21 protein-coding genes and 2 pseudogenes are annotated in these 24154 nt (G+C 66.2%); 6 read left to right on the top strand and 17 right to left on the bottom strand.

The features are described 5' to 3' along the window. Positions 1-117: 117 nt before the first annotated feature. The 12 genes and pseudogenes from EV672_RS16640 to EV672_RS16695 all read right to left on the bottom strand — a co-directional run. A pseudogene (locus EV672_RS16640) lies at positions 118-408 on the bottom strand (Mu transposase domain-containing protein); the annotation flags it as partial. A 320-nt stretch (positions 409-728) separates the two neighbouring features. Further along, on the bottom strand, positions 729-3887 hold the full coding sequence (locus EV672_RS16645) for an efflux RND transporter permease subunit (protein WP_133611114.1): 3159 nt from the start codon (positions 3885-3887) through the stop codon (positions 729-731). After that, positions 3884-5401, bottom strand: a complete 1518-nt coding sequence (locus EV672_RS16650; RefSeq protein ID WP_133611115.1) for an efflux RND transporter periplasmic adaptor subunit — start codon at positions 5399-5401, stop codon at positions 3884-3886. Before EV672_RS16650 ends, EV672_RS16645 begins: the two co-directional genes overlap by 4 nt. Positions 5402-5406: 5 nt before the next feature. Continuing rightward, positions 5407-6696, bottom strand: a complete 1290-nt coding sequence (locus tag EV672_RS16655) for a TolC family protein (protein WP_133611116.1) — start codon at positions 6694-6696, stop codon at positions 5407-5409. A 90-nt stretch (positions 6697-6786) separates the two neighbouring features. Then, entirely contained in the window at positions 6787-7062 is a 276-nt protein-coding gene (locus tag EV672_RS16660; RefSeq protein ID WP_133611117.1) for a hypothetical protein, read from the bottom strand. 231 nt (positions 7063-7293) lie between these two features. Next, a complete protein-coding gene (locus EV672_RS16665) occupies positions 7294-7638 on the bottom strand; it encodes a DUF305 domain-containing protein (RefSeq protein ID WP_133611118.1) in 345 nt (114 codons plus the stop codon). 73 nt (positions 7639-7711) lie between these two features. Next, positions 7712-8131 carry a Cu(I)-responsive transcriptional regulator gene (gene cueR, locus EV672_RS16670; protein ID WP_133611119.1) on the bottom strand — a complete coding sequence of 140 codons (420 nt, stop codon included), beginning with the start codon at positions 8129-8131 and terminating at the stop codon, positions 7712-7714. Next, the gene (locus tag EV672_RS16675) at positions 8128-10563 is read right to left on the bottom strand and encodes a heavy metal translocating P-type ATPase (protein WP_133611120.1); all 2436 of its coding nucleotides are present in this window, start codon (positions 10561-10563) and stop codon (positions 8128-8130) included. The genes cueR and EV672_RS16675 overlap by 4 nt, the downstream gene beginning before the upstream one ends. Positions 10564-11064: 501 nt before the next feature. After that, a complete protein-coding gene (locus EV672_RS16680; protein WP_243738734.1) occupies positions 11065-11514 on the bottom strand; it encodes a hypothetical protein in 450 nt (149 codons plus the stop codon). 56 nt (positions 11515-11570) lie between these two features. Further along, on the bottom strand, positions 11571-13211 hold the full coding sequence (tnpC, locus tag EV672_RS16685) for an IS66 family transposase (protein WP_243738735.1): 1641 nt from the start codon (positions 13209-13211) through the stop codon (positions 11571-11573). A gap of 80 nt (positions 13212-13291) precedes the next feature. Continuing rightward, positions 13292-13636, bottom strand: coding sequence for an IS66 family insertion sequence element accessory protein TnpB (gene tnpB, locus EV672_RS16690; protein ID WP_133611121.1), 345 nt, complete (start codon positions 13634-13636; stop codon positions 13292-13294). Then, positions 13633-13929, bottom strand: a complete 297-nt coding sequence (locus tag EV672_RS16695; protein WP_133611122.1) for a hypothetical protein — start codon at positions 13927-13929, stop codon at positions 13633-13635. The genes tnpB and EV672_RS16695 overlap by 4 nt, the downstream gene beginning before the upstream one ends. Before the next feature lie 18 nt (positions 13930-13947). On the opposite strand from EV672_RS16695, the gene EV672_RS16700 reads away from it, so the two are divergent. The 5 genes from EV672_RS16700 (at position 13948) to EV672_RS16720 (ending at position 18583) form a co-directional block, all read left to right on the top strand. Next, entirely contained in the window at positions 13948-14496 is a 549-nt protein-coding gene (locus EV672_RS16700; RefSeq protein WP_243738736.1) for a VIT1/CCC1 transporter family protein, read from the top strand. Between the two features lie 666 nt (positions 14497-15162). Beyond that, positions 15163-15513 (top strand): copper-binding protein, encoded by a 351-nt coding sequence (locus EV672_RS16705; RefSeq protein ID WP_133611123.1) that lies wholly within the window; start codon positions 15163-15165, stop codon positions 15511-15513. A 21-nt stretch (positions 15514-15534) separates the two neighbouring features. Beyond that, positions 15535-17313 carry a copper resistance system multicopper oxidase gene (locus EV672_RS16710; protein WP_088486181.1) on the top strand — a complete coding sequence of 593 codons (1779 nt, stop codon included), beginning with the start codon at positions 15535-15537 and terminating at the stop codon, positions 17311-17313. Between the two features lie 11 nt (positions 17314-17324). After that, positions 17325-18020, top strand: coding sequence for a copper resistance protein B (locus EV672_RS16715; RefSeq protein WP_133611124.1), 696 nt, complete (start codon positions 17325-17327; stop codon positions 18018-18020). An 8-nt stretch (positions 18021-18028) separates the two neighbouring features. Then, positions 18029-18583 carry a cytochrome b gene (locus EV672_RS16720; RefSeq protein ID WP_133611125.1) on the top strand — a complete coding sequence of 185 codons (555 nt, stop codon included), beginning with the start codon at positions 18029-18031 and terminating at the stop codon, positions 18581-18583. Positions 18584-18844: 261 nt separating this feature from the next. Here EV672_RS16720 and EV672_RS16725 read toward each other — a convergent pair. Then, positions 18845-19953, bottom strand: a protein-coding gene (locus tag EV672_RS16725) for an IS3 family transposase (RefSeq protein WP_424923172.1) whose coding sequence is annotated in 2 segments (ribosomal slippage) — positions 18845-19701 and positions 19701-19953 — 1110 coding nt in all. Because the reading frame shifts where the segments join, the coding sequence is not laid out codon by codon here. Continuing rightward, positions 19907-20413: a LysR substrate-binding domain-containing protein gene (locus EV672_RS19390; protein WP_133611139.1), complete on the bottom strand. Its 507-nt coding sequence runs from the start codon at positions 20411-20413 to the stop codon at positions 19907-19909. The genes EV672_RS16725 and EV672_RS19390 overlap by 47 nt, the downstream gene beginning before the upstream one ends. Here EV672_RS19390 and EV672_RS16735 point away from each other — a divergent pair. Further along, positions 20335-21129, top strand: a pseudogene (locus EV672_RS16735) (transposase); the annotation flags it as partial. The gene EV672_RS19390 and the pseudogene EV672_RS16735 sit on opposite strands and share 79 nt — an antisense overlap. Before the next feature lie 417 nt (positions 21130-21546). On the opposite strand, the gene EV672_RS16740 reads toward EV672_RS16735, so the two are convergent. From EV672_RS16740 to EV672_RS19135, 3 genes are all read right to left on the bottom strand, one after another. After that, positions 21547-21840 (bottom strand): CopK family periplasmic copper-binding protein, encoded by a 294-nt coding sequence (locus EV672_RS16740; protein WP_133611127.1) that lies wholly within the window; start codon positions 21838-21840, stop codon positions 21547-21549. A 729-nt stretch (positions 21841-22569) separates the two neighbouring features. Beyond that, on the bottom strand, positions 22570-22992 hold the full coding sequence (locus EV672_RS16745) for a DUF4148 domain-containing protein (RefSeq protein WP_133611128.1): 423 nt from the start codon (positions 22990-22992) through the stop codon (positions 22570-22572). 707 nt (positions 22993-23699) lie between these two features. Further along, complete coding sequence (locus EV672_RS19135) at positions 23700-24041, bottom strand: DUF305 domain-containing protein (RefSeq protein ID WP_243738738.1); 342 nt, start codon at positions 24039-24041, stop codon at positions 23700-23702. Between the last annotated feature and the right edge of the window lie 113 nt (positions 24042-24154).

A 24154-nucleotide genomic window follows, 5' to 3' on the forward strand; every position in this document is an offset into this window, starting at 1 on the left:
GCAGTTCCGAACTCCGCCGCGACCGTAAGCGGTTGATTCGCAACGCCAGTCGTTTCCGAACCGTCAGTTTTTGCACCCCGAACCACACAGGTTCGGCGCTTCAACTCACAACTCTTCCGAGGTCAGCCACTCGTGCTCGGCCATGACCTGGTCGTCGGCCACGATGACCACCCGGCTCGGGTTCAGCCGCGCGCTGACGATGTGGCCGGCCAACTCGCACGGCACCGAGTAGCGGTTGCGCGCCACCGACACTAGGCAGGTGCTGCTCACGCGCGCCGGGGTCTTTACATAGCCATCGAACGGCTCGGGCATGGGCATCAGCTGCGGCAGTTCGTGCTCCAGCATCTCGGCCACGCTGAATTGGCTGCGCTCGGGGTGGTGCAGGTCGGCCCACAGCGCACCGCAGCGGTTGACCACCGTGACACCGTGTAGCCGGCATTGAGAAAGGTCGTCGACCAGCGTCGACTCGCCGCCGCCTACGTCGATGATGGACGCCGCCTTGCCGACGTCGGAGCGCTGGATGTATCCCGGCGACTCGGCAAGGTGGGGTGCATACCAATTGACGGCATCCGCAGCTTTGCGGCCATAGACACTGTCCCAGTGCGATTTGCTCATCTCACCCTCCGCATTGCGCGATCAAGGATTCCTGCGTCTCCACCCTGCGGCAGTAGCGCGGCTGGTGCGACCTACGATCTTGCCAAGGGCTGCACATCATCGAAACTGGAGTTTCATTTCCCCGAGCTATGGCGCTCGTCCGCACGCGACTCAGCCGACCGCCCGCGCATCAGCGCAAAAGCAGCCGGCACGAAGAATAGCGACAGCAGCGGCGCCGTCACCATGCCGCCGAGCATGGGTGCAGCGATTCGGCTCATGACTTCGGACCCGGTGCCCGATCCCCAGACGATCGGCAGCAGGCCGGCAAGGATCACTGCGACAGTCATTGCCTTTGGGCGCACGCGCAACACAGCGCCTTCCCGAATCGCGTCCAGCACTACCTCGCGGGTGATCGCCGCGCCTGCACGCTCGCGGTCTTCCAACGCGTGCTTCAAGTACAGGAGCATCACGACGCCGAACTCTGCCGCCACCCCGGCCAGCGCAATGAAGCCAACCCCCGTCGCGACCGACAAGTTGTAGCCAAGCAGGTAGATGAACCAGACCCCGCCCGTCAATGCCAGCGGCAACGTCGCCATGATGAGTGCTGCTTCGCTGGCACGCCGGAAGGTCAGGTAGAGCAGCACGAAGATGATGAGCAGCGTTGCAGGCACGACCACCTTCAGCCGCTCGTTGGCCCGCTCCATGAATTCGAACTGGCCGGAGTACGCCAGGCTCATGCCGGGCTCCAGTTTCACCTGCTCGGCAACCGCGCGCCGCAGATCGCCGACGACCGACGCAATGTCGCGGCCGCGCACGTCGATGTAGACCCAGCCCGACGGCCGGGCGTTCTCGCTCTTGAGCATGGGCGGCCCGTCGACGATGGCCACAGTGGCCAGAGAGCCGAGCGTCACCTGCTGGCCGGACGGCGTCAGCACTGGCAAGTTGCGCAGCTTCTCCGGCGTGTCGCGCAGCTCGCGCGGATAGCGCAGGTTGATCGGGAAGCGCGCCAGCCCCTCAATCGTCTCGCCGACGTTCTCGCCGCCGATCGCGCCGGACACCACCGCCTGCACGTCGCTCACGTTCATGCCGTAGCGCGCCGCGGCCGCGCGGTCGATCTGCACGTCCACATAGCGGCCACCCGTCAGGCGCTCGGCCAGCGCCGAGCTGATGCCGGGGATGGTCTTGGCGACCGTCTCGACCTGCGCGGCGACGCGGTCGATGGCGGACAGGTCGGCGGCCGACACCTTCACGCCGATGGGGCTTTTGATGCCGGTGGCCAGCATGTCGATACGGTTGCGGATGGGCGGGATCCAGATGTTGGACAGGCCCGGCACCTTCACCGCGCGGTCGAGTTCCTCGACGAGCTTCTCAGGCGTCATGCCCGGGCGCCATTGGTCGCGCGGCTTGAGCTGCACCGTGGTCTCGAACATCTCCATCGGCGCCGGGTCGGTCGCGGTCTCCGCACGGCCGGCCTTGCCGAATACACGTTGCACCTCGGGCACGGTCTTGATCATGCGGTCGGTGAGCTGCAGCAGCTCCGCGGCCTTCTGCGCGGACAGCCCCGGCAGCGCCGAGGGCATGTAGAGCAGGTCGCCCTCGTCCAGCGGCGGCAGGAACTCGCCGCCTAGGCGCATCAACGGCCATGCGGTGGTCGCCAACATCGCGACCGCCAGTACGAGCGTGAGCCTGGGCCAGCGCAGCACCCATTCCAGCCCGGGCCGGTACAGCGCGATCAAGCCGCGCGTGATGGGGTTGCGCTGCTCGTCCGGGATGCGGCCGCGGATCCAGTAGCCCATCAGCACCGGGATCAAGGTGACCGACAGGCCGGCCGCCGCCGCCATCGCATAGGTCTTGGTGAAGGCCAGCGGCCCGAACAGCCGGCCCTCCTGCGCCTGCAGCGTGAAGACGGGCACGAAGGACAGCGTGATGATCATCAGCGAGAGGAACAGCGCCGGGCCCACTTCAACGGCCGCATCGGTGATGACCGCCCAGCGCGCTTCGCCTTGCAGCTCTTCGCCCGGGTGGGCGTGCTGCCAGGCTTCTAGCTTCTTGTGCGCGTTCTCGATCATCACGACGGCCGCGTCCACCATGGCGCCGATGGCAATGGCAATGCCGCCGAGCGACATGATGTTGGCGTTGAGCCCCTGCTGCTGCATGACGAGGAAGGCCGCCATCACGCCGAGCGGCAGCGAGATGATCGCCACCAGGGCCGACCGCAAGTGCCACAGGAAGGCGACGCAGACCAGCGCCACGACGACGAACTCCTCGACCAGCTTGGTCGCCAGGTTCTCGATGGCCCGCTCGATCAGCGAGCTGCGGTCGTAAGTGGTAACGATCTCGACGCCCTTGGGCAGGCTCGCCTGCAGTTGCTTGAGCTTGTCTTTCACCGCGGCAATCGCCGTCTGCGCGTTCTTGCCGGTGCGCAGGATCACCACGCCGCCCACGGCTTCGCCCTCGCCGTCCAGCTCGCTGATGCCGCGGCGCATCTCCGGGCCGGTCTGCACCGTGGCCACCTGGCCCAGCAGCACGGGCACGCCGTTGCGGCTGGCCAGCACGATGCTGCGGAAGTCGTCCAGCGACTTCAGGAAGCCACTGGCGCGCACCATGTATTCCGCCTCGGCCAGTTCCAGCACCGCGCCGCCAGCCTCCTGGTTGCCGTTCATCAGCGCCTCCCGCACTTGGCTGTGCGTGATGCCGTAGGCGAACAGCTTGGCGGGGTCCATCACCACCTGGTACTGCTTGACCATGCCGCCCACCGTGGCCACCTCGGCAACGTCGGCGACCGACTTCAACTCGAACTTCAGGAACCAATCCTGCAGGGCGCGCAGCTGTGACAGGTCGTGCTGGCCCGTCCGGTCCACCAGGGCGTACTGGAACACCCAGCCCACGCCCGTCGCATCGGGCCCGAGCGACGGCTTGGCCGTTGCCGGTAGGCGCGCCTGCACCTGACTGAGGTACTCCAGCACGCGCGAGCGTGCCCAGTAGAGGTCGGTGCCGTCCTCGAACAGCACGTAGACGAAGGAGTCGCCGAAGAAGGAGAACGCCCGCACGGCCTTGGCGCCGGGCACCGACAGCATGGTGGTCGCCAGCGGATAGGTGACCTGGTTCTCGACGATCTGCGGCGCCTGGCCCGGGTAGCTGGTGCGGATGATGACCTGCACATCGGACAGGTCGGGCAAGGCATCGATCGGCGTCGAACGAAGCGACAGCACGCCGGCGACGGCCATGAAGAGTGTGGCCAGCAGCACCAAGAAGCGGTTGCCGACCGACCAGCGGATGACGGCGGCGATCATCGGGCGCCCCCTTTGGGATCGCGCTGAACGCGGGTGACTTCGTAGCCCTCGGCGCTCTCCCTGAACGTGAACTGCACCTTGTCGCCGACCTTGAAGCTATCGACCAGCCCCGGCTGCGCGAGCTTGAAGCCCATCTGCATGGCCGGCCACTTCAGGCTGGGCACCGGACCGTGGTCCAGGGTCACCTCCTGTGGGGTGAGCCCGACGATTCGCCCCTCGCCCTGATGAACCGTGGCAGACGAAGCCCCCTGCGATGCCGCCGACGCCGCGGCACTGGCCGGCGCCGCACTCGGGCCTGCCTGGCGCTGCAGCAGGCCCTGCATGCTGGCTTCCGAATCGATCAGGAACTGGCCCGAGGCGACGACTTGCTGGCCCGCCTGCAGGCCGGCCAGCACCTCGAGCTTGTCGCCCCATTCGCGGCCGATGCGCACGGGCACGGGGGTGAAGCGGCCGGGCTGGTCGACGACGTAGACGATGGCGCGCTCGCCGGTCCGGATCACCGACTCGGCCGGCACCACCAGCGCCTCCTCGGCCGGCCCGCCCAGCCGCATCTGCGCGAACATGCCGGCGCGCAACTGACCCCGCGGGTTGGGCAGATCCGCCCGGACGCGCAGCGTGCGCGTCTCGCTGCTGGCCTCGGGCAGCACTGACGTGACCTTGCCTTTCAGCGTCTCGCCCGGGAAGGCGGCCAGCGTCACTTCGACCGGCTCGCCCACGCGCGCCGTCGCTGCCTGCACTTCGGGGAGCGCCGCCTCCAGCCAGACCGTCGACAAGCCGGTGATGCGCGCCAGGCTCATGCCCTGCGACACCGTCATCCCCGGCCGCACCATCAATTCCTGCACCAGGCCGCCGGTCGGCGCATGGACCGTGGTCAGGGCTTGCACCTCGCCGGTTCGCTCCACCTGCTGCACCAGCGCGGTGGGCATGCCGAGCAGGACCAGGCGCTGGCGCGCGGCTGCAGTCAGCGCCGCGTCGCCCGTGCGGCGCAGGGCGAGGAACTCCTGCTGGGCGCCGGTCCACTCGGGCACCAGCAGCTCGGCGATGAAGGCGCCTGCGGCCACCACGTCGCCCGGTGCCACACGCGCCACGCGCTGCACGAAGCCTGCGGTGCGGGCCTGCAGGATCGCCACGTCGCGTTCGTTGAGCTGAACGGTGGCGGGCACCTGGACGGAGGCGCCGATGCGCTGCTTCTCCGCGGTCGCAGTGCGCACGCCCAGCATCTGGGCCACGCGCGGGTCGACGGCAACGCCGCTGGCGTCTGCCTCGCCGGCGTACTTCGGCACCAGCTGCATGTCCATGAATGGCGACTTGCCCGGCTTGTCGAACTTGTGCTGCGGCACCATGGGGTCGTACCAATAGAGCACCTTGCGGTCGTCTGCTGGCGACTGACTGGACGCACCTTGCCCGTCAGCTGCGGGAGACGGGCCGGTAGTCCATCGTGCGACGCCATAACCCAGGCCCGCGCCGATGGCGACGAGCAGGACCACCGTGAACAACTTCTTTTGAGGCGACATGGGGTTCACTCCGCGATGAGATAGGCCAGGCGGGCCTGCTGGGCCAGCACCTGGGCTTGCAAGTCCAGGGCGCGCAGCTGCACCTCGGCGGCGCTCCTGCGTGCCGTCAGCACGGTGCCGAGGTCGGCGCGGCCGGCCTGGTAGCTGGCCAGCGTCACCTGCACGCGCTCCTTGGCCAGCGGCATCGCGGCAGCCTGCAGGCGTTGCAGCACGCGCTCGGCGCGCTGCAGGTCGGCGACCAGCGCATCGACCTCGGCGCGCACGCGGCGCAGCGCATCCTCCCGCTCGGCCTGCAGCCGCTCCACTTCCTTCTGCCGCGAGGCCACCACCGGCTCCTGGCGCGTCGCGCGCGAGACTGGGAGCTCGAAGGTGAGCTGCACCGACACCATGTCCCCAAAAGCCCGGGCGCGGTTGCCGTAGGCGACTTCCCAGCCCCAGTCGCCACGGCGCATGGCGACGGCTTCTTCAACGTCGGCCCGGGCCATGGCCAGCATGGGCGCGAAGGCCAGCAGGTCTGCGTGACGATCCAGGCTGTCCAGCAGTCGGGCGAGGTCCAGTCGAAGCGCAGGCGGTTCGGCCTGGGCCGACAGCTCGGGCTGCTCGCCCGTCCACCGTCGCAGCTGAGCACGTGCCTGCTCGACGGCAGCCTGTAGCTCGTCGCGACGGTCGGCGAGCTCCAGCGTCTCTTGCCGTGCCATCAGTGCGTCTGCCGGCATTGCGCCTCCAGAGGCGAGGCGTGAGGCCAGCGTGTCCTGTAGAAGTCGGTCTTCCTGCTCCAGCGCCGCGAACACCGCCAGCCGGCGTTGCGCGAAGTGCAGCCCCAGCCAGGCCAGCGCCGCTTCGCGCCGCACTGCAAGCCGTTCGGACTCCAGCATCGCCCGTTCTCGCGCGGTCTTGGCATCGGCCGCCTCCCGCTGGGCCGCCCGCCTGGCGGCGTTTGGCACGTCCTGCATGAGCCCGACCCGGCGCATCGTCATCGAGTCTCGGTTCCAGCTGAAACGCTCCGGGCCGGAGACGGGGAAGTTCTCGATCCCGACGGCGAGCTTGGGGTTGGGCAGTTGCCCGGCCGCCGTTCGTGCCTGCTGGGCGCCGTCGGCGGTTGCCTGGCGCGCGGCCAGCGCCGCCGAATGCTGCTCGGCAAACAGCAGCGCCTGCTCGAAGCTGATGGGTGCGGCGCGGACTGTCCCGACGACGGTCAGGAACACCGTGGCCAGGACGGCCACGCGTGTGCGGCGCGAGGCTGAGCACGCGCCCTGATAGCGGAAGCGTGATCCCGCCGAAAAGAAGATGGCCATGACGGCACTCCACAAAAGCCCTGGAAGCGATCGAGTGATCGCGCTGACTTCATCGCGCTACCGAGCAATCGGCAACGCCGGCGTCAGGGCTTAAATGCGGAAGACCTGGAGTGCGAGATAGACCGGCGGTGCGCCATCGGGCGGGCCGGTGTGGGCGGCAACGATCGCAGGCAACGCCTGGGCCGCCTGGGGCGCTATCCACAGCGCCAGTCGCGTGAGCAGCCGGTCGAGCAGAACCGCTGGCGCTACGTCCGCCACGGGCGCGTTGTTGACCGTCTGCTTGTCGCGGTCGCAGTGCGCCTTGCACAGCTGCGGCTGTTCGGGGTCCATGCTGGACATGGCTTCGCAGTCAGGCATTGCTGCCATGGCCGGCTCACCAGCGACGCCCTGCGGAGCGGGGCACGCGTACGCGGCCGTGGCGAACTGAAGGCATACCAAGACCGTCGCAAGCATGCTTGCGATCCAGCGCCGGTACACCTTCGTCAACCTCATGTCACCAGTTTACAGAGCAAGCCTACCGATGTGCTGGCCTTCGTTTGCGCCAACGCAAGGCCATGCGACATATGGGCGCGGTGCGGTGCAATGAGGCGAGGAGACTCACTTGCTCTTCTGCAGCCAGGCCTCGAGCTGGGCAATTTCCTTGGACTGATCCTTGATCATCTTCTCGGCCATCGCCTTCAACTCTGGCGACTTGCCGTGCGCGACCTGAACCTTGGCCATGTCCAGCGCCTGCTGGTGATGCATCTTCATCATCATGGCGAAGTCCTTGTCGGTGTCGCCAGTCATCTTTATGCCCTGCATCTGCTGCATGCCGGACATCATGCTTTTGTGCATTTGCTCCGAGCCGTGGTTGGCAGATTGGGCGGTGGCGGCGCCGCTCATTCCGAGGATGAGACCGGTTGAACAAAGGGCGAGCCGTAGTGCAGCGACAGAACGATTCATGGAGAGGTCTCCTGGGTGGCTGGCGGATGACCCGCCAGCCCATCGCCGGCAATCAACGCTCCCGCTGGTAAGTTCAATCAGCAAGCTCATCCAGGATCGGGCAATCCGGCCGCTGATCGCCGTGGCAGCAGTCGGCCAAGCGCTCCAGCGTGCGCTTCATGGCCTCAAGCTCTTTCATGCGCCGGTCCAGGTCTGCCACATGCGTGAGGGCTATTCGCTTGACATTGGCGCTCGCCCGGCGGCGGTCCTGCCAAAGCTTCAGCAGCTCGGCGATCTCCGCCATGCTGAAACCCAGGTCGCGTGCTCGCCTGACGAAGCGCAGCGTGTGGATTTCCTTGCCGGTGTACTGCCGGTACCCGGAATCGGTGCGGCCCACCTTGGGCAGCAACCCGAGCGACTCGTAATGGCGCACCATCTTGGCCGACACGCCGGAGCGTGCCGCGGCCTCCCCGATGTTGAAGGGGCCGTCGGTATGCGAGGTGGCGGTGCTCATTGCTGACTCCCTTTCCAGCTGCGCAGCATCAGCGCGTTGGTGACGACGCTCACACTGCTAAAGGCCATAGCGGCAGCGGCCACCACGGGGCTGAGCAGCCCGAAGGCCGCGAGCGGGATTCCGATGACGTTGTAGACGAAGGCCCAGAACAAGTTCTGGCGAATCTTGGCGTAAGTGCGCCGTGAGATGTCGATCGCATCGGCGACGAGCGCCGGGTCGCCACGCATGAGTGTGATGCCAGCGGCATGCATGGCCACATCGGTGCCGGTGGACATCGCGATGCCGACATCGGCCGCCGCCAACGCCGGCGCGTCGTTGATGCCGTCACCGACCATGGCCACCCGGTGGCCACCGTTCTTCAACGCGGTGACGATCTCGGCCTTGTCTTCAGGGAGCACCTCGGCGCGGATCTCAACGATGCCCAACTGCTGGCCGACCGAATCGGCGCTGCCCTGGTTGTCCCCGGTCAGCATGACGGTTCTTATGCCCAGCCGGTGCAGCTTTTGAACCGCGTGTGCCGCCGATGCCTTGGGCGCATCTGCGAAGGCCAGCAGACCGATCAGCTGCGGTTTGTCCCCCACGTCCGCCAGCCACGACACGGTTCTACCGCTCGCCCGCAACGCCTGCGCACGCGCCTCCAACGCAGTCAGGTCGACACCCAGCTCCTGCATGTAGCGGCTGCTGCCCAGCCTCAGCTGGCGCTGGCGTACGACTGCCGCCATGCCGCGTCCGGCAACGGCCCGGACTTCAATGGCCATCGGCACGCCGACACGCTCCCGCTTCGCGGCGTCCATGACCGCGCGAGCCAGCGGATGCTCGCTGTTCGCCTGAATCGCCGCGCTTGCGCCCAGCAATCCAGCGTCGTTGCCGTCCACCGCCTCAAAGGCCACGAGCTCGGGCTTGCCTTCAGTCAGCGTGCCGGTCTTGTCGAAAGCGACCACCTCGACGCCGTGCGCCACCTCCAGCGCTTCGGCATCCTTGATGAGGACGCCATGGCGCGCCGCGACGCCCGTGCCAGCCATGATTGCGGTCGGCGTGGCCAGGCCAAGGGCACATGGGCAGGCAATCACCAGCACCGCGACGGCGTTGAGGATGGCTCCTTCCCAGTCACCGGTGCCCAGTCCCCAACCCAGCAGCGTCACCAACGCGATGCCGATGACTACCGGAACGAATACCGCGCTGACGCGGTCGACCAGTCGCTGGATGGGCGCCTTCTTGGCCTGCGCCGACTCGACGAGGCGGACGATCCTCGCCAAGGTGGACTCCGCTCCCACGGCCAAGGTCCGAATGATCAACAAGCCCTCGGCGTTGACCGACCCGCCCGTCGCCCGGTCACCCGGGTGCTTGGCGACCGGCAGGCTCTCCCCGGTGATCATGGATTCGTCGATCTCGCTGGCACCCTCGACGACTTCGCCATCGACGGGCACGCGCTCGCCAGGCCTGACAACGACCAGATCGCCGACACGAACGTCTCCAAGGGCCACATCCACATCGGTCCCGTCACGGCGCACGCGGGCGCGGTCCGGCCGCAGTGCCTGCAGCGCGCGGATCGCTTCGGTCGTTTGGCGCTTGGCGCGCCCCTCCAGCCATTTGCCCAGCAGCACCAGCGTGATGACCACCGCCGAGGCTTCGAAATACAGCTGGTGCATGGCGTGCTCGCCGTGCACCAAGAGCTGGTAGACACTGAGGCCATAGCCAGCGGTGGTACCCAAGGCGACCAGCAGGTCCATGTTGCCGGCACCCGCGCGCAGCGCCTTCCAGCCGGCCCGATAGAAGCGCGCTCCCAGCCAGAACTGGACGGGTGTCGCGAGCAGAAGCTGCAACCAGCCGGGCAACATCCATGGCAGGCCGAACAAGGCCGTGAACATGGGCAGCAACAGCGGGGCCGACAGCACGCCGGCGACCGCGACGGGCCACCATTCGGGAAGACGATGCCTGTTGGACGCAGCCTCGGCAGCGCCTTCGGTCACAGCGCCGGGCTCGGTCACCGGGCGCGCGGCATAGCCGGCCCGTTCGACGGCGCGCAGTACCGCGGCCATGTCGATCTCCCTGGCCGCCAAGCGGACTTGGGCTTGCTCTGTCGCCAGATTCACCTCGGCCGCGATCACGCCGGGAACGTTCAACAGCGCTTTCTCGACGCGGGCGACGCAGGACGCGCAGGTCATACCTTCGATTTGCAGGCTCAGTGCCTGCTCGGGCACTTCGTAGCCGGCCTTCTCGACGGCGGCTCGCAGTACGCCGAGATCGACTTCAGGTGCAGCCTCAACGGCTGCCGCCTCGGTCGCCAGGTTGACACTGGCTTCGCGGACGCCAGGCACCTTGACGAGCGCCTTTTCAACGCGGGCGACGCAGGACGCGCAGGTCATCCCGGAGATCGGGAACGACCAGCGGCGAACGTCTGCCGATGGCGGGGTTTGAGCAAGAGAGTTCATGTCTTCCTTCCTGGTCGGCTGGCATGCCAACCCGTGAACGGAAGTCTCAAGCTTGCCATGATGGGAGGGTCAAGGGGGTCGTGCAATGTTTTTTTTGGGGTCGCAGCCACCGTTGCGATGGATGCCCTGCTGGCCCAGGTCATCGGCACACAGATGCACTCACTGCAGGGGCCGCGAGCTTCTGACCGTCCCTGATGCATCCGTTCTGGCGTCAACGGCGAGAAGTTGTCTGTCAGCCTTCGCCACGTGACTTGCCCTTTGCCACTTGTATGTAGCGTTCTCGCGCCAGTCCCAGGAGATACGTGGCTTTGCTGAACCTGGTTATGGATGCCACGTCACCCACACGCAGCCGGTCCAGAGCGGCGCTGTAAATGCGTTGGGCAGCGACTACGCGCCGGTTCGCTCGTAACAGTGGGCTGGGTGCCATGACATCTCCCGGGCGTAGCGAAACAGCCCTGTGAGCGTCCAGGCGCACCACCTTGACCAGGCCGGGACGCGAAGCTACTTGGACGCAGCTGCCGATCCGACGAAGGCGATGCACTCGACGAGGTTGAGCGTGGCCAGCACCAGGTACTTCTCAGCCTCGGTACGCACAGCCCACAGGTCGTGGTCGCCGAGATAGCCGTAGACGAACGCAAGCAGGAAGCGCTCGGCATGCTCGTCACAGAACTGCTGGACGATCTGGGCGACCAACTCAGGCGGCAGCCCCTCGTTGAAGCGCGCACGGGCTGTCAGGCGCTGCAGGCACCCCTCTTGGATGTCTTCAGTAACGACGGGCCACTGGTGACCGCTGCGCTTCATCGCCTGGAACGTGACCAGCAGGACGTGTATCGCCACATCCAACTGCTCCATGGCCACGCCCATGCGTGGCAACACCAGGATCGAGGCGAGCAAGGTGGGCTGCTCCTTGAAGATCTCGTCGGTCAGCGCCACCTTCTGCGCCAGGCTCATCCGCTGGACACCAACGTGGGCCTGCGCGATCACAGGGGCCGTGATCCTTCCCATCGTCACGCGGGCCGCCAGCGGTGCGGCAGCAGTTCTTCGAGACGATGGTGCGGGTGCGTGTGGATGCGCGCCAGCACATCACGCAGGTAGGCCCACGGATCCAGGCCGTTGAGCTTGGCCGACTGCACCAGGCTCATCACCACCGCCGCGCGCTGGCCCGCCAACGCGCTGCCGGCGAACAGCCAGTTCTTCGCCCCGAGCTTCCAGGGCTTGATCTGCCGCTCGATGAGGTTGTTGTCGATGACCACGGCCCCGTCGTCCAGGTGCAGCGTCAGCGCATTCCAGGCGTTGAGGCTGTAGTCGATCGCCTCGGCGATCTTGCTGCCGTCCAGCACCTGCGTGCGCTGTAGCTTCAGCCACACCTCGAACTCCTCCCACAACGGCCGGCTCACCGCCTGGCGGGCCTGCCGGCGATCGTCGTGGCTCATCTCACTGAAGGCCGCTTCGGCGCGGTAGATCCGAGCCCAGCGCTGCATGGCCTCGGTCGCGACGGCGCTGGCGCTGGCGCTGTGGCCAGCTCTGCCGCCCCGGCTGAGCTCCTCGAAGCGACGACGGGCATGTGCGGCACACGCCGCCGACTGGCGCTGCGGGTAGCGCTTGGCGTCCAGCACAGCGTTGTATCCCCCGTACTGGTCCGTGATGAGCGTGCCCTGCCAGGCCGGCTCGGGTACTGGCGGCCCCTTGCCGCCGAGGAAGGCCAGCGGGTACTGCGATCCTCGACCCAGGCAGAACTCGTAGATCACGCCCGGGTGTGGGTCGTGATGGCTGCGCGCCCACGCCCAGACGTAGGCCTTCTTCGTCTTGCCGGCGCCCGGGTCCAGCAGCGGCACCGGCGTCTCGTCGGCATGCAGCACCCGGCAGCCCAGGATGAAGGCCCGGTGCAGCTCGTACAGCGGCTCCAGGCTCGCACCGCCTGCGCCACCCCAACTGGCCAGCGTTGAGCGCGGCGTGTGCACGCCCGAGCGCGCGTTGATCGGCTCTTGGCGGTAGTAAGGCAGGTGGTCGACGAAGCGGCTGATCAGCGTGTGCGCCACCAGGCCGGCCGCCGGGATGCCGCCGTCGACGACGTCGGGCTCGGCGGGCTCCTGGTGCAACTGCTGGCAGCACCGGCAGGCCCACTTGCCGTAGATGTGACGGTGCACGAAGAACTTGGCCGGCACGATGTCCAGCTTCTCGCTCACGTCCTCGCCGATGCGCTGCATGGGCTGGCGGCAGTCGGCGTTGGGGCAGTGGGTGTCCTCGGGCTCGTGGCGGTGCTCGACACGCTCCAGGTGTGCGGGCAGCGCCTGGCGCCGCGGCTTACGCGGCGGTGCCTTGGGCGTCTTGGGCGCCTCAGGCAGGCCGCGCTGCAGTTCGGCCAACTTCGCGCGCAGGCTGGCCTCGTCCTCGGCCAGGGCTTCGGCGAACAGCAGCCGCTGCGCGGCGGTCATGGCCTCGGTCTTGGCGTCGAACTGCCAGCGGCGCAACCGGGCAAGCTCGAAGTTGAGCTTGTCGATCTTGGCTTGCGCCAAGGTGAGCTCGCCGCCACGGCGGGCCAGTTCCTGCGCGTCGGCCTTCGCCTGTTGCTGCAGCCGCCCGATCAACGCCGCCACTTCGGCCGGCAGGCTCGTCAGATCAATGGCGGTGGCAACTGCACTGGGCATGCGCAGCATGGTGCCGCATCGAACATCGGCCGCCCATTGGCGATTGCGCTGTCAACCGCCGAGCAGGTCAACGCAGACGCTCAGGCGCGCCGGATCGTGGCCAGCTCACCCAGACGCTGCCAGGGCAGTCCGAGGATCAGTGCCTCGAATTGCTGGGCGCTCAGTTGCAAGGCCGGTGCTGCCGAGCCCGCCTCGCGGGTGTGCCAGACGAAGCGGCCGGCATGCAGCCGGCGCGTGGCGCACCACACGCCGAAGCCGTCATGCACGAGCAGCTTGATGCGGCTGGCCCGTGCGTTGGCGAACAGGTAGCCGTGGTGGGCGCGGGCCTCGCCGAGTGTGTTGACGACGGCCGTCAGCAACCGGTCGGCGCCGGCGCGCATGTCCTGCGGCTGGCTGCACAGCCACAGGGCGTCGATGCGGATCATTCCTTGAGCGCCGTGGCGGCGAGTTCGCGCAGCCAGGCGGCACACGAGTCGGCCTGCGTCGACGGCCAGCGCACGCTCAGCTGCGTGCCGTCCCGGTTGAGTTCGACATGGATGTCGGAGGGAGCGGATGCTGAGGCAAGGTCAGTGGCCGTCGCCTCGGGCGCAAGTGCCACAGGGATGAACTGCAGCGCCGCAGCCGTCGGCATCGGCACGGCTGCCGGCATGGGACCCACGGTCCTCGGTGCAGCCAGTCCGGCACGCTTGATGCCGCGGCCAACCAGCCACTTGCGCACGAGGTTGACGTTCAGGCCGTGAGCCAGCGCGATGTCGCAGCACTGGTCGCTGGCGCAGCTGCGATGGCGGCAGGCGAGTACGTCTCCTTTGCCTCGCAGGCTGACACGGAGAGGGCTGACCTCGAGCGCGAGAGCGAAGAATTGGCTTCGGATCCGGAGGCCGAACAGGGGGAATTGGCGGCAATCTACGTTGGGCGAGGCTTGGCCCCCGACCTAGCCGTGGAGGTCGCGCGTCAGCTAACGGCGCACGACGGACTAGCAGCCCATGCGCGCGATGAACTCGGGCTCTCCGACCAACTGGCTGCACGACCAATGCAGGCAGCACTGGCCTCAGCCGCAAGTTTTGCCGCAGGTGCGGGCTGGCCCTTGTTGGTGCTGTTGCTGGCTCCACGCGCGAGCCTGACGGGTTGGCTGGTTGCCGGGAGTCTTGTGGGACTGGCTGTTCTTGGTGTGCTGGCAGCCCACATGGGTCGGGCAGGGCGCATCCGATCCGCCGTGCGGATTTTGGCCTGGGGCGCCGCAGCTATGGGCCTAACTGCAGCCGCCGGCGCCGTGCTTCCAGCATGAACCTCTCCCAACATTACAAAACTGTCACTCTACCGTCGGCTTTCTGTCAAAGAGGATCGTTCACGATGTTGTTCGGTGCACCTAGTGGCGAGCAAGCAAAGACGACACATGAACGCAATATCGATTGGTTTGACGCGCTTCATCTTGGGTCTACTGGCCGACCATGGCATTGGCAGCAGCGCGGTCGGCGAGTCCGGCAAGGTCGCACAAGACGCGGGCCGTTGAGGTCGGACATGACCGGCAGCATGCGCGCCATACTCGTCGAGACCTTGCGCGTCGTCGTTTACAACTCTGGCGCGGTAAAGCATGAACCGGTGCGGGCCATATCGACAGAGATGAAGGAGCTGCGCGCGATGATGGTGAACCTGTCTGGCATGGAACACGCCGATGCCGACATGGTTAGGGCGGCGCCCGGCAAGACCGGCGAAGTTGTGTGTTGCTTCGAAAAATTCGGCAAGCTGGATTTCTCCTGGCTGCCGCCGAGACACTACGACGCCGGAATGGTGGGCTCATTGAAGCGGTGCGGAAGGCCCGCACCCCGAAGACCGGTGGTTGTGGCAGTCGCAGGCAATAAGTGCTATCGTCACGGCATGGCGACGGCACCCGGCACTTGTCGGTGCTCGGTGCCCGCTGCAAACTTTTTCCACACTTTATGGAGCTATCGAAATGAAGAACTTGAAGCCTCTCCTAGTTGCACTTGCATTCGCCGCCTCAGCGCCCTTCGCGATCGGCGCGCATGCCCAGGCGATGGATCACAGCAAGATGGATGGCATGAAGATGGACGGCATGGCGGCGTCGCTGAGCGAAGGCGAGGTGCGCAAGATTGACAAGGAAGCCAAGAAGATCACCCTGAAGCACGGCGACATCAAGAACCTGGACATGCCCGGCATGACCATGGTCTTCCAGGTCAAGGACGCGGCGCTGCTGGATAAGGTCAAGGTGGGAGAAAAGGTGAGGTTCACGGCCGATAAGGCCGACGGCGTGATCGTCGTCACCTCGATCGAAGCCGCCAAGTAAACGGGCAGGAGGTACGACCCGATGGACACACCCAAGCGCCGAACCCTGCAAACCCTGGCCGGCCTTGGTGCGCTGGCTGTCCTGCCGCGCGCGTGGGCGCAAGTCAAGGCAGTCGACCTGCGCGACACCCCGGTGTCGCGCTCCTACGACCTGAGCGTGGCCGAGACCACGCTCAACGTCACCGGCAAGCCCGCGCAGGGCATCACCATCAACGGCACGATGCCGGGCCCGGTGCTGCGTTTTCGCGAAGGCGACGAGGTGGTGATCCGCGTCACCAACAAGCTGCGCGAGATCACCGGCATCCACTGGCACGGCCTGCTCGTGCCCAACGACCAGGACGGTGTGCCCGGCGTCACCTACCCCGGCATCCTCCCCGGCGAGACCTTCACCTACCGCTTCAAGCTGCGGCAGTCCGGAACCTATTGGTATCACAGCCACGCCGCGCTGCAGGAGGCAGCGGGGTACTTCGCGCCGCTCATCGTCGAGCCGGCCAAGCCCGACCCCTTCCAGTACGACCGCGACTACGTCGTCGTCATCTCCGACTGGATCGACACCCCGCCGCAGCAGGTGCTGGCCAACCTCAAGAAGGTGGACGGTTACTACAACTACCGCCGGGTGACCACGCCGCAGTTCTTCGCCCAGTTGCGCAGCGCACCCGACGCCAAGGCGCGCGATGCGCTGTGGGCCGAGCGCATGGAGTGGGCCAAGATGCGCATGGACCCCACCGACTACAGCGACGGCGGCGACGAATGGTCGTTCCTGCTGCAGGGCAAACGACCCGGCGAGAACTGGACCGGGCTGTTCAAGCCGGGCGAGCGCGTACGCCTGCGTTTCGTCAACGCCTCGCCGATGAACCTGTACGACGTGCGCATTCCGGGCTTGCCGATGACGGTGGTGCAGGCCGACGGTCAGAACGTCAACCCAGTAGAGGTCGACGAGTTCCGCATCGGCAACGGCGAGACCTACGACGTCATCGTGCAGCCGAAGGAAGCCAAGGCCTACACGATCTTCGTGCCCACCATCGCCCGCATCGGCTACGCACGTGGCACGCTGGCGCCCGAAGTCGGCATGAGCGCGCCGGTGCCCGAGCTGGGGCCCAAGCCCGTGCGCACGATGGCCGACATGGGCATGGCCGGCATGGACATGGGCGGCGGCGGCATGGCGGGCATGGACATGGGCAAGCCTGCGGCCACCGCACCGGGCGCCGCCGGACATGCCGGCATGGCGATGCCGGCGCCGGCCAGGCCCGCCGATGCGATGGCCGGCATGCCTGGCATGGCCGGCATGGCAGCCAAGCCGGCCGACCCGCATGCCGGCATGGCGGGCATGGGTGGTATGGCCGCCATGGGCGCCGCACCTCCGAAGCCGGAACCTGACGTCGATGGCCTGAGGCGGCTGAAGTACGCACACCTGCGTGCCCTCACGCGCAATGCCGATGACCGCGCGCCTGAGAAGGAAGTGCTGGTGCGGCTGACCGGGGACATGGCACGTTACTTCTGGGGCATCAACGACAAGAAGCTGTCGCAGGCCGAGCCGCTCGAGATGGGCCTGGGGCAGCGCGTGCGCATCAAGTTCGTCAACGAGACCATGATGGAACACCCGATGCACCTGCACGGCGTGTTCATGGAACTGGTCAACGGCAACGGTGTGTACGCGCCCCGCAAGCACACCATCATCGTGCCGCCGGCGCAGACCGTCGAGCTCGACGCCACCTTCGAGGACGAAGGCATGTGGGCCTTCCACTGCCACCTCTTCTACCACGCCGCCACCGGGATGATGCGCCTGGTCAAGGTCGCCTGAGGATCACGCCGATGCAGAAGAACATGAGTGCGGCGTTGCGCCGCGCGGGCGGCGCGCTGTTGGCCACCGTTGCCCTGGGAGCGCAGGCGATGGAGGACGATTCGATCTACTCCTACACGCGGATTGAGGCCGACGCCGGCAAGGTACGCGGACAATCCGGCTCGGCGCAGTCGCTGGCCATCGACGGCTGGGTCGGCGGCGACTTCAACCGCCTGTGGTACCAGCTCGATACCGAGCGGCGCGGCGGGCGAACCGAGGCGGCCGAACTGCAGTTGCTCTACGGGCGCTACATCGCCCCGTTCTGGGACGCGCAGATCGGCCTGCGCCGCGACGAGCGGCCCGACGGGCGCAACTACCTGGCGCTCGGCGTGCGCGGGCTCGCACCCTATGCCTTCGATGTCGACCTGAAGCTGTTCGTGCGCGACGACGGCAAGGTCTTCGCCCGCACGCGCTTCGAGAACGAGTTCCTGCTCACCAATCGCTTCATCGTCACGCCTTCGGTGGGTCTCGAGTGGTCGGCTTCCGACATCGACGCGACGGTTCGTCGCGGCGCCTACCAGGCCGATCTGGGCGTGCAGGCGCGTTACGAGTTCAACCGGCGCGTCGCGCCCTATGTGAGTCTGTCGCGCACGTTCTATCCGCGCGCGCAGTCCGGCGGGGAGACCGCAGCGACGCAGTGGCGCGCCGGGCTGCGACTTCTGTTTTGAGGTGACCGATGAGCGATCAGGCAAACGCGACCGAGTTCGAACGCTACAGCTCGCCGGCGGTGCTCATGCACTGGCTGGTGGCGCTGGCGCTGGCGGTCGCGGCTACCGCGGGGTTGATCCTGGGAGACATGCCTGATGCCGCCGTGGGGCGGCAGGGTTGGTTCGACTGGCATCGTTGGCTCGGCGTCAGCGCCTTCGGGCTGATCCTGGCGCGGTTGCTGGTTCGGGCGGCGCGGCGCGCCCCACCGCCTTTGCCTTCGTTGCCACGCGCTCAGCGTTGGCTGGCGCACGCCACCCACGCGGCGCTTTATCTGCTCATGGTGGCGGCGCCGGTCAGCGGGTACCTGCTGAGCAATCGGATGGGCGAGGTGATCGTGCTGTTCGGAGTCGCCGAGTTGCCGTCCTTGCTGGGCACTGATCACGCGCAGATGCAGTTGCTGGAACAAGTGCACAAGTGGACGAACTATGCCTTGATGGCGGTAGCCGCGTTGCATGTCGCGGCAGCGCTAAAGCACCACTTCGTTGATCGCGACGTAACCTTGCGGCGGATGTGGTTTAGCTGACCTCAGGAACGCAGCGCAGAGCGCTGACCGGTCATGGCTGGCCGGCGCTTTCGACATGGGTGCTGTGACACACGATGTGGCCTTCACATTGCTGGCAGTGGCAATCCCGCTTGGTTGCCTCCTTTTCGAGCCGCAAGGCTACAGGCGCTGGCTGGCCGGCGTTCTGGTACTTGCGGTGATGGCGATGGCGTGGCTGCACTGCGCTGCCCCCAGGATTCGTAGCACTTCGATCTAGAGCCCAGGGGTTTGCATCGTAGTTATCTATGCGGGGTTTGGCGCGGTGTCGCCAGCATGCTGGCGACACCGCGCGGCGAACACCGCCGGCGGCACATACCCGAGGGTGCTGTGCGGCCGGTGGTGGTTGTAGTCCTCGCGCCAGTTGTCGATCACGCTGCGCATGTGGCTCAGGCTGGCGAACCAGTGCTGCGACAGGCACTCATCTCTGAACCGGCTGTTGAAGCTCTCGATGTAGGCGTTCTGCACCGGCTTGCCGGGCTGGATGAAGCGCAGCTCGACGCCGTTTCTGGCGGCCCAGGTCTGCATCGTCCGGCCCGCGAACTCCGGGCCGTTGTCGGTGCGGATCACTTTGGGCAAGCCTCGCTCGGCCTTGATCTGGTCAAGCACCCGTGTGACGTACAGCGCAGCGATCGACGTGTCCACGGCGATCTGCACCGCCTCCTTGCTGCAGTCGTCCACGACCGTCAGCGTCTTGACCCGCCGGCCGTTGGCCAGCTCGTCGAACACAAAGTCCATGCTCCACACCTCATCGGGTTGCATCGGGCGCACCAACGGCTGCCGCTCGGGCACGGGCAGCTTCTTGCGACGGCGCTTGCGCACCATCAGCCCTTCCTCGCGGTAGACCCGGTAGGTGCGCTTGACGTTGATCGTCCAGCCTTCGAGCTGCAATCGGCTGTGCAGCATGCGGTAGCCGTGGCGGCGATGCTGGCCGGCGAGCTCCGTCAATCGCTCACGCAGCCGGCCGTTGCCGTCGTAGCGAGGGCGGTAGCGCAAGGTGCTGGCACTCATGCCGACCAGCTTGAGGGCTCGACGTTCGCTCAAGCCCTTGTCCTGCAGCTGCCGCACGACCTCGCGCCGTGCCGCCACGGCCATCACTTTCCCTTGAGCACCTCGCGCATCGCGTCGATCTCGAGCATCGAGTTGGCCAGCAGCTTCTTGAGCTTCGTGTTCTCGGCCTCCAGCGTCTTCAGCCGCTGCGCGTCCGACACGTTCATGCCGCCGAACTTGGCCTTCCAGGCGTAGTAGCTCGGCTCGCTGAAGCCATGCTTCCTGCACAGCTCCTTGACTGGCAGGCCTGCATCGGCCTCACGCAGGAATCCAATGATCTGTTCCTCCGTGTATCGGTTCTTCATCGGTCCGATCTCCATCTCGGGTTGATCGGACTCTAGAACTACCTGCCCCGAATCTCAGGGGGCAGCGCAGGTAGCTTGGCGACGCACAGTGCACGAACACGATCTCCATGAGCGGGGTGACAGCGATCTCTTCGTTCGCTGGCTTGCCCAGGCTGAAGGTGACTTCATCGTCAACTTCCGGCATGGGCGCGTCGTCGTCCAAGGAGGCGATCCGCAACGACAGTTTGGGGTGAAGGACGCTGAACGCCTCCACCAACGGCGCCAGGACCGTGCTGACCACAGGCCGCGACGCAGAAATCGTCAGGCTGCCTTCTAGGAGTCTGCGCGGCAGAACCGGGTAGTTCCTGATGTCGGCGGACCTGGTGCATGCGTTGATTGGGCATGGCAGGAAGCTACCGACCCTACGAACCCGACCAAGTGTTGCTGCTGCCGGCGGCGCCGCAAGACTGGCTGCCGGCAGGCCACCTGGCTTACTTCATCCACGACACGGTTGACGCGCTGGACCTCAAGGCGTTCTACGCTAGGTACGAGGGCGGCGGCTCGCGCAACCAGCCCTTTCACCCGGCCATGATGGTCAAGGTACTCGTCTACGCCTACGCCACGGGCGTATTCAGCTCGCGCAAGATCGAGCGCCGGCTGCACGAAGACCTGGCGTTTCGAATGCTGGCGGCTGGCAACTTCCCACGCCACCGCACGATCTGCGACTTCCGCGCCTTTCACCTCAAGGAGCTGTCGGAGCTGTTCGTGCAAGTCGTCAAGCTCGCCCGCGAGATGGGCCTGGTCAAGCTGGGCACGGTGGCCATCGACGGCACCAAGGTCAAGGCCAATGCCAGCCGCCACAAGGCCATGAGCTACGAGCGCATGAAGCAGGCCGAGGTTGAACTCAAGGCGCAGATCGACGCGCTGCTGGCGCGTGCCAAGGCCACCGACGACGCCGAGGCGAGCGAGCCGGAGCTGGACCTGCTCGCAGAGATCGAGCGCCGCGAGACGCGGCTCGCAGCCATCCGCCAAGCCCGCGAACGCCTGGAGCAACGCCAGCGCGAGGCCGACCTGGAGCGTGGGCGCAGCGAAGACGACGACCGCCGTCCCCGAGGTCCGGATGGGCAGCCCCGTGGCGGACGCTACAAGCGCGAGTTCGGCGTGCCCGAGGACAAGGCGCAGGAGAACTTCACGGATCGCAGCACGCTGCAACCGTGCGCAGCGAGTTCTGCCGCGCAGACTCCTAGGCCACCGACCCGCACTGCGAAATTCACTGGTGGGCTCTACAGAGCGTTAAGAGTTGCGAACGCAAGCGTCGGGTGGCCCTGCTATTTGCCTTTCCGCCGACGTGTGCGCTTTACGTATTTGCGACGGGCGTCGCCGCCCTTCGTTGAATTGCGGCGCAATCGCCACACCGCCACCGCGGCAATCGCAACGCCGACCAGCCAGATCAGGATCAACTGGCTGAACAGCTCTCTTGAGATCCAGCGGCCTTCAATCCACATTCAACGCCTAGTTCAGATGGGGAAAAGCTGTCGACATGTCTACGGACGTTGTCAGGGTGTCGACGCTGGGGTTGCCGGGTGACCACCGCGAACGCGGCTATGTGCCGAGTCATCCGGTATGGTCTTCCTTCAGCAAGGCCTCCAGGCGGGCAACTTCGTTACCAACCGCCGTGATCTGGCGTCCGTCCTTGGCCGTGAGTATCTCGCCGCGCTTCAGGAATACGGCGCGACCGAAGGCATCCTCCTTGGACATCTTGCCATCCTTGAAGACATGCAGTGTGGAGCCGTCACGCAACTCGATGGAGGCTTTCACTGCGTTGGCGAGCGCGTGATGGGCCTGTGCCGGAGCGGCCATGCCGCCAAGCGCGATGGCAAGGACTGCAGAGGTGATGAAGGGCTTCATGGTCGATCCTTTCAGAGATGTGCCAAGTGCACGCGTTGACTCTAGGCACACATAACCAACATCAGCCGCACCGAACGATGACAAATCCGTCATCCGCCCTCCGATGCCGCTGGCCACCGAAGACCAATCTCCGTCCAACATCATGGGACCGTGCGAAGTCGTAGCCGCAGTGCATGACCGCGATTCCTGCTTGCACGAGGTTCATCCCAGGCCCTGATGGCTGCGCGAGTCCTGCCGCGCCCCGTCGCCGTACACGAAGCGGCTGAACAAGTGCCGCACCCTCCAGCGAGACGCCGACGCCGGGATTGCGAACCTCCAGCCTCACTTGGCTGCCCTGCGCTTTCGGCTCGATGTTGGCATCGCCGCCGCTCGCTGAGTGGCGGGTCGCATTGCCAACGTTCGCAATGGTCAAGCCAGCCGGTTGCAGCGCTACAAGTGCCGAGGCTGTGCGAAGAGCACGCTTGCAATGTGCCTGCAGCAGCCTTGCCAGGCTGGCCAAAGGCTGCACCCCATCGGGACAGCCGCTAAAAGCTCATCGAAGCTCAAGCCGATGGGCTCGCAGCACGCTGCAACCGTGCGCAGCGAGTTCTGCCGCGCAGACTCCTAGCCGGTCGCCCCGATCTCTTCGCAGCCGTGCCGTCCTCGCGATAGCGGTAGACGCCTGACGCCAGCACAAAGCAATGCGCAACGAGCCTCGAACATCGGCGACCGCTAACCTGAGTCGCTTGATCAATACCCGCGATTCGTATTCATGCGGCGCAGCGACCCGTCCTCGCGCGCGCGACGCAATTCCTCGATCACTTCCGCCCGGGTGCGTGCACCCGCTGCCGGACCTTCGAAAACGAGTTCGCCGCTGCCCGAGATGTTGCCATTGGAGGCTTCCTTCGCCCGCTTCGTGCCGACCGACCTCGTCGGCATGTCATAGCCCAGCTCGTAAGACTGGTTGCGGCTCATCCTCGCAAGGGTGCCATCCCGTCGGGCCGCTTCGAGTTCCGCGATAACCTCGGCTCGTGTCTTGCCGCCGGGCATGGCGTGGTACTCGCCGCCGGAATCGTTGTTGGCCGGCGTGAAGCCGTTGCTTGCGAAAGCAGGCGCAGTTGTGATCGCGAGGACTGCGGCGACGATAGCGGTGGAAAGATTGATGCGCGACATGATGTACTCCTTCAAGCTAAATCAGCGCCGTAGCCGGCGGCTACGGCCCAAACGCCGTTTCCGGACGTCATGGATCTCACTGTAGGAATCCCGCTGGGACGGCAGCCCAACGCGGCCATTACGTTTTAGTCATTTGCGTCGCCCCGCGAAGATAACCAACGCGCCAATCAGTTAGGGCGCAACTCTCCTGCCTACCCGATACGAGCCTGACGGCGGCCCGCTTGATGAGGGTCACTTTCGGGCAGTCCGCGCGAAGGCTGCCGAGCACCTGCCGAAGGGCCCCTAGAGTCCGAGGTAGCGTTTGTCGTACAGGGCGAGGAACGGCGAGAGCCACCGGGTGGTCGACCAACTGAGAAGCTCTAGACAAGGCGCAGCGCACGCGGCTGTCGTCGGTTCTCCAGCTAAGCATCTGCCACGTCCCGCGGAAAACGCGCAGCGCCAGAGATCGCCACTATTGACCGGATCGGACGCATCCAAGCAGCTCGACGGCGCGTTGGTATGCTTCCGCCCAAGTCACCTTGATGTCGTCGCGCGCGCCTTGAAGGTGCCATGCACTTTTCGAGCAAACGGCTGTGCTGCCATCGCGAGACCCCGGGGACGTCTGCCTTGGATGGGAGCCTGTGAAGCGGCGCATGATCGCTGCGAGCCCCGCAGACTACGGTCGTGTCAGATTGGAGCGCCGATTCCCATCTGTCGTCAGGACGCGTTCACTTCTGAGCTCGCAAGCGTGCGGCGATCACTTCCATCTGCTCAATCTCTGCACGTTGCGCTTTGACGATCTCTCCGCAGAGCCTCAGAAGCTCCGGGTCGGCGAGCTTTGCCTCTCGGCACATGAGGATCGCACCGGAATGGTGGGGAATCATCGAGTCGATGAACTGGCGGTCGTCGACCAGCGCCTGGCGGCGCGTTGCCAACAGCGAGGCAAGGAACAGCACCGTCAGGCCGGCATAAAGCGCAAGGTTCAGCGGCTTGTTGCCGTACATCTTGCCCATCGTTGCCAGCATGATCACCCCCATCGGGGCGAGCATCGTCAGCGCCATGTAGAGCATGTTCACGTTGTTCCGGTAGGGGTCGCCTCAGAAAACGGAAAATAAAGCACGCTAAGCCGGTTGCAGCGGTCGTAGCGGCCTGAACTTGCCCGCGCCGATCTTGGCGCTGCTGC

Source organism: Aquabacterium commune (assembly GCF_004362855.1).
Classification (GTDB): domain Bacteria; phylum Pseudomonadota; class Gammaproteobacteria; order Burkholderiales; family Burkholderiaceae_C; genus Aquabacterium; species Aquabacterium commune.

Excerpts from the sequence above, each read along its gene's own strand:
- EV672_RS16645 (WP_133611114.1), bottom strand. The coding sequence starts at position 3,887 with ATGATCGCCGCCGTCATCCGCTGGTCGGTCGGCAACCGCTTCTTGGTG.
- EV672_RS16650 (WP_133611115.1), bottom strand. The coding sequence starts at position 5,401 with ATGTCGCCTCAAAAGAAGTTGTTCACGGTGGTCCTGCTCGTCGCCATC.
- EV672_RS16655 (WP_133611116.1), bottom strand. The coding sequence starts at position 6,696 with ATGGCCATCTTCTTTTCGGCGGGATCACGCTTCCGCTATCAGGGCGCG.
- EV672_RS16660 (WP_133611117.1), bottom strand. The coding sequence starts at position 7,062 with ATGGCAGCAATGCCTGACTGCGAAGCCATGTCCAGCATGGACCCCGAA.
- EV672_RS16665 (WP_133611118.1), bottom strand. The coding sequence starts at position 7,638 with ATGAATCGTTCTGTCGCTGCACTACGGCTCGCCCTTTGTTCAACCGGT.
- cueR (WP_133611119.1), bottom strand. The coding sequence starts at position 8,131 with ATGAGCACCGCCACCTCGCATACCGACGGCCCCTTCAACATCGGGGAG.
- EV672_RS16675 (WP_133611120.1), bottom strand. The coding sequence starts at position 10,563 with ATGAACTCTCTTGCTCAAACCCCGCCATCGGCAGACGTTCGCCGCTGG.
- EV672_RS16680 (WP_243738734.1), bottom strand. The coding sequence starts at position 11,514 with ATGAGCCTGGCGCAGAAGGTGGCGCTGACCGACGAGATCTTCAAGGAG.
- tnpC (WP_243738735.1), bottom strand. The coding sequence starts at position 13,211 with ATGCCCAGTGCAGTTGCCACCGCCATTGATCTGACGAGCCTGCCGGCC.
- tnpB (WP_133611121.1), bottom strand. The coding sequence starts at position 13,636 with ATGATCCGCATCGACGCCCTGTGGCTGTGCAGCCAGCCGCAGGACATG.
- EV672_RS16705 (WP_133611123.1), top strand. The coding sequence starts at position 15,163 with ATGAAGAACTTGAAGCCTCTCCTAGTTGCACTTGCATTCGCCGCCTCA.
- EV672_RS16710 (WP_088486181.1), top strand. The coding sequence starts at position 15,535 with ATGGACACACCCAAGCGCCGAACCCTGCAAACCCTGGCCGGCCTTGGT.
- EV672_RS16715 (WP_133611124.1), top strand. The coding sequence starts at position 17,325 with ATGCAGAAGAACATGAGTGCGGCGTTGCGCCGCGCGGGCGGCGCGCTG.
- EV672_RS16720 (WP_133611125.1), top strand. The coding sequence starts at position 18,029 with ATGAGCGATCAGGCAAACGCGACCGAGTTCGAACGCTACAGCTCGCCG.
- EV672_RS16740 (WP_133611127.1), bottom strand. The coding sequence starts at position 21,840 with ATGAAGCCCTTCATCACCTCTGCAGTCCTTGCCATCGCGCTTGGCGGC.
- EV672_RS16745 (WP_133611128.1), bottom strand. The coding sequence starts at position 22,992 with ATGTCGCGCATCAATCTTTCCACCGCTATCGTCGCCGCAGTCCTCGCG.
- EV672_RS19135 (WP_243738738.1), bottom strand. The coding sequence starts at position 24,041 with ATGCTCTACATGGCGCTGACGATGCTCGCCCCGATGGGGGTGATCATG.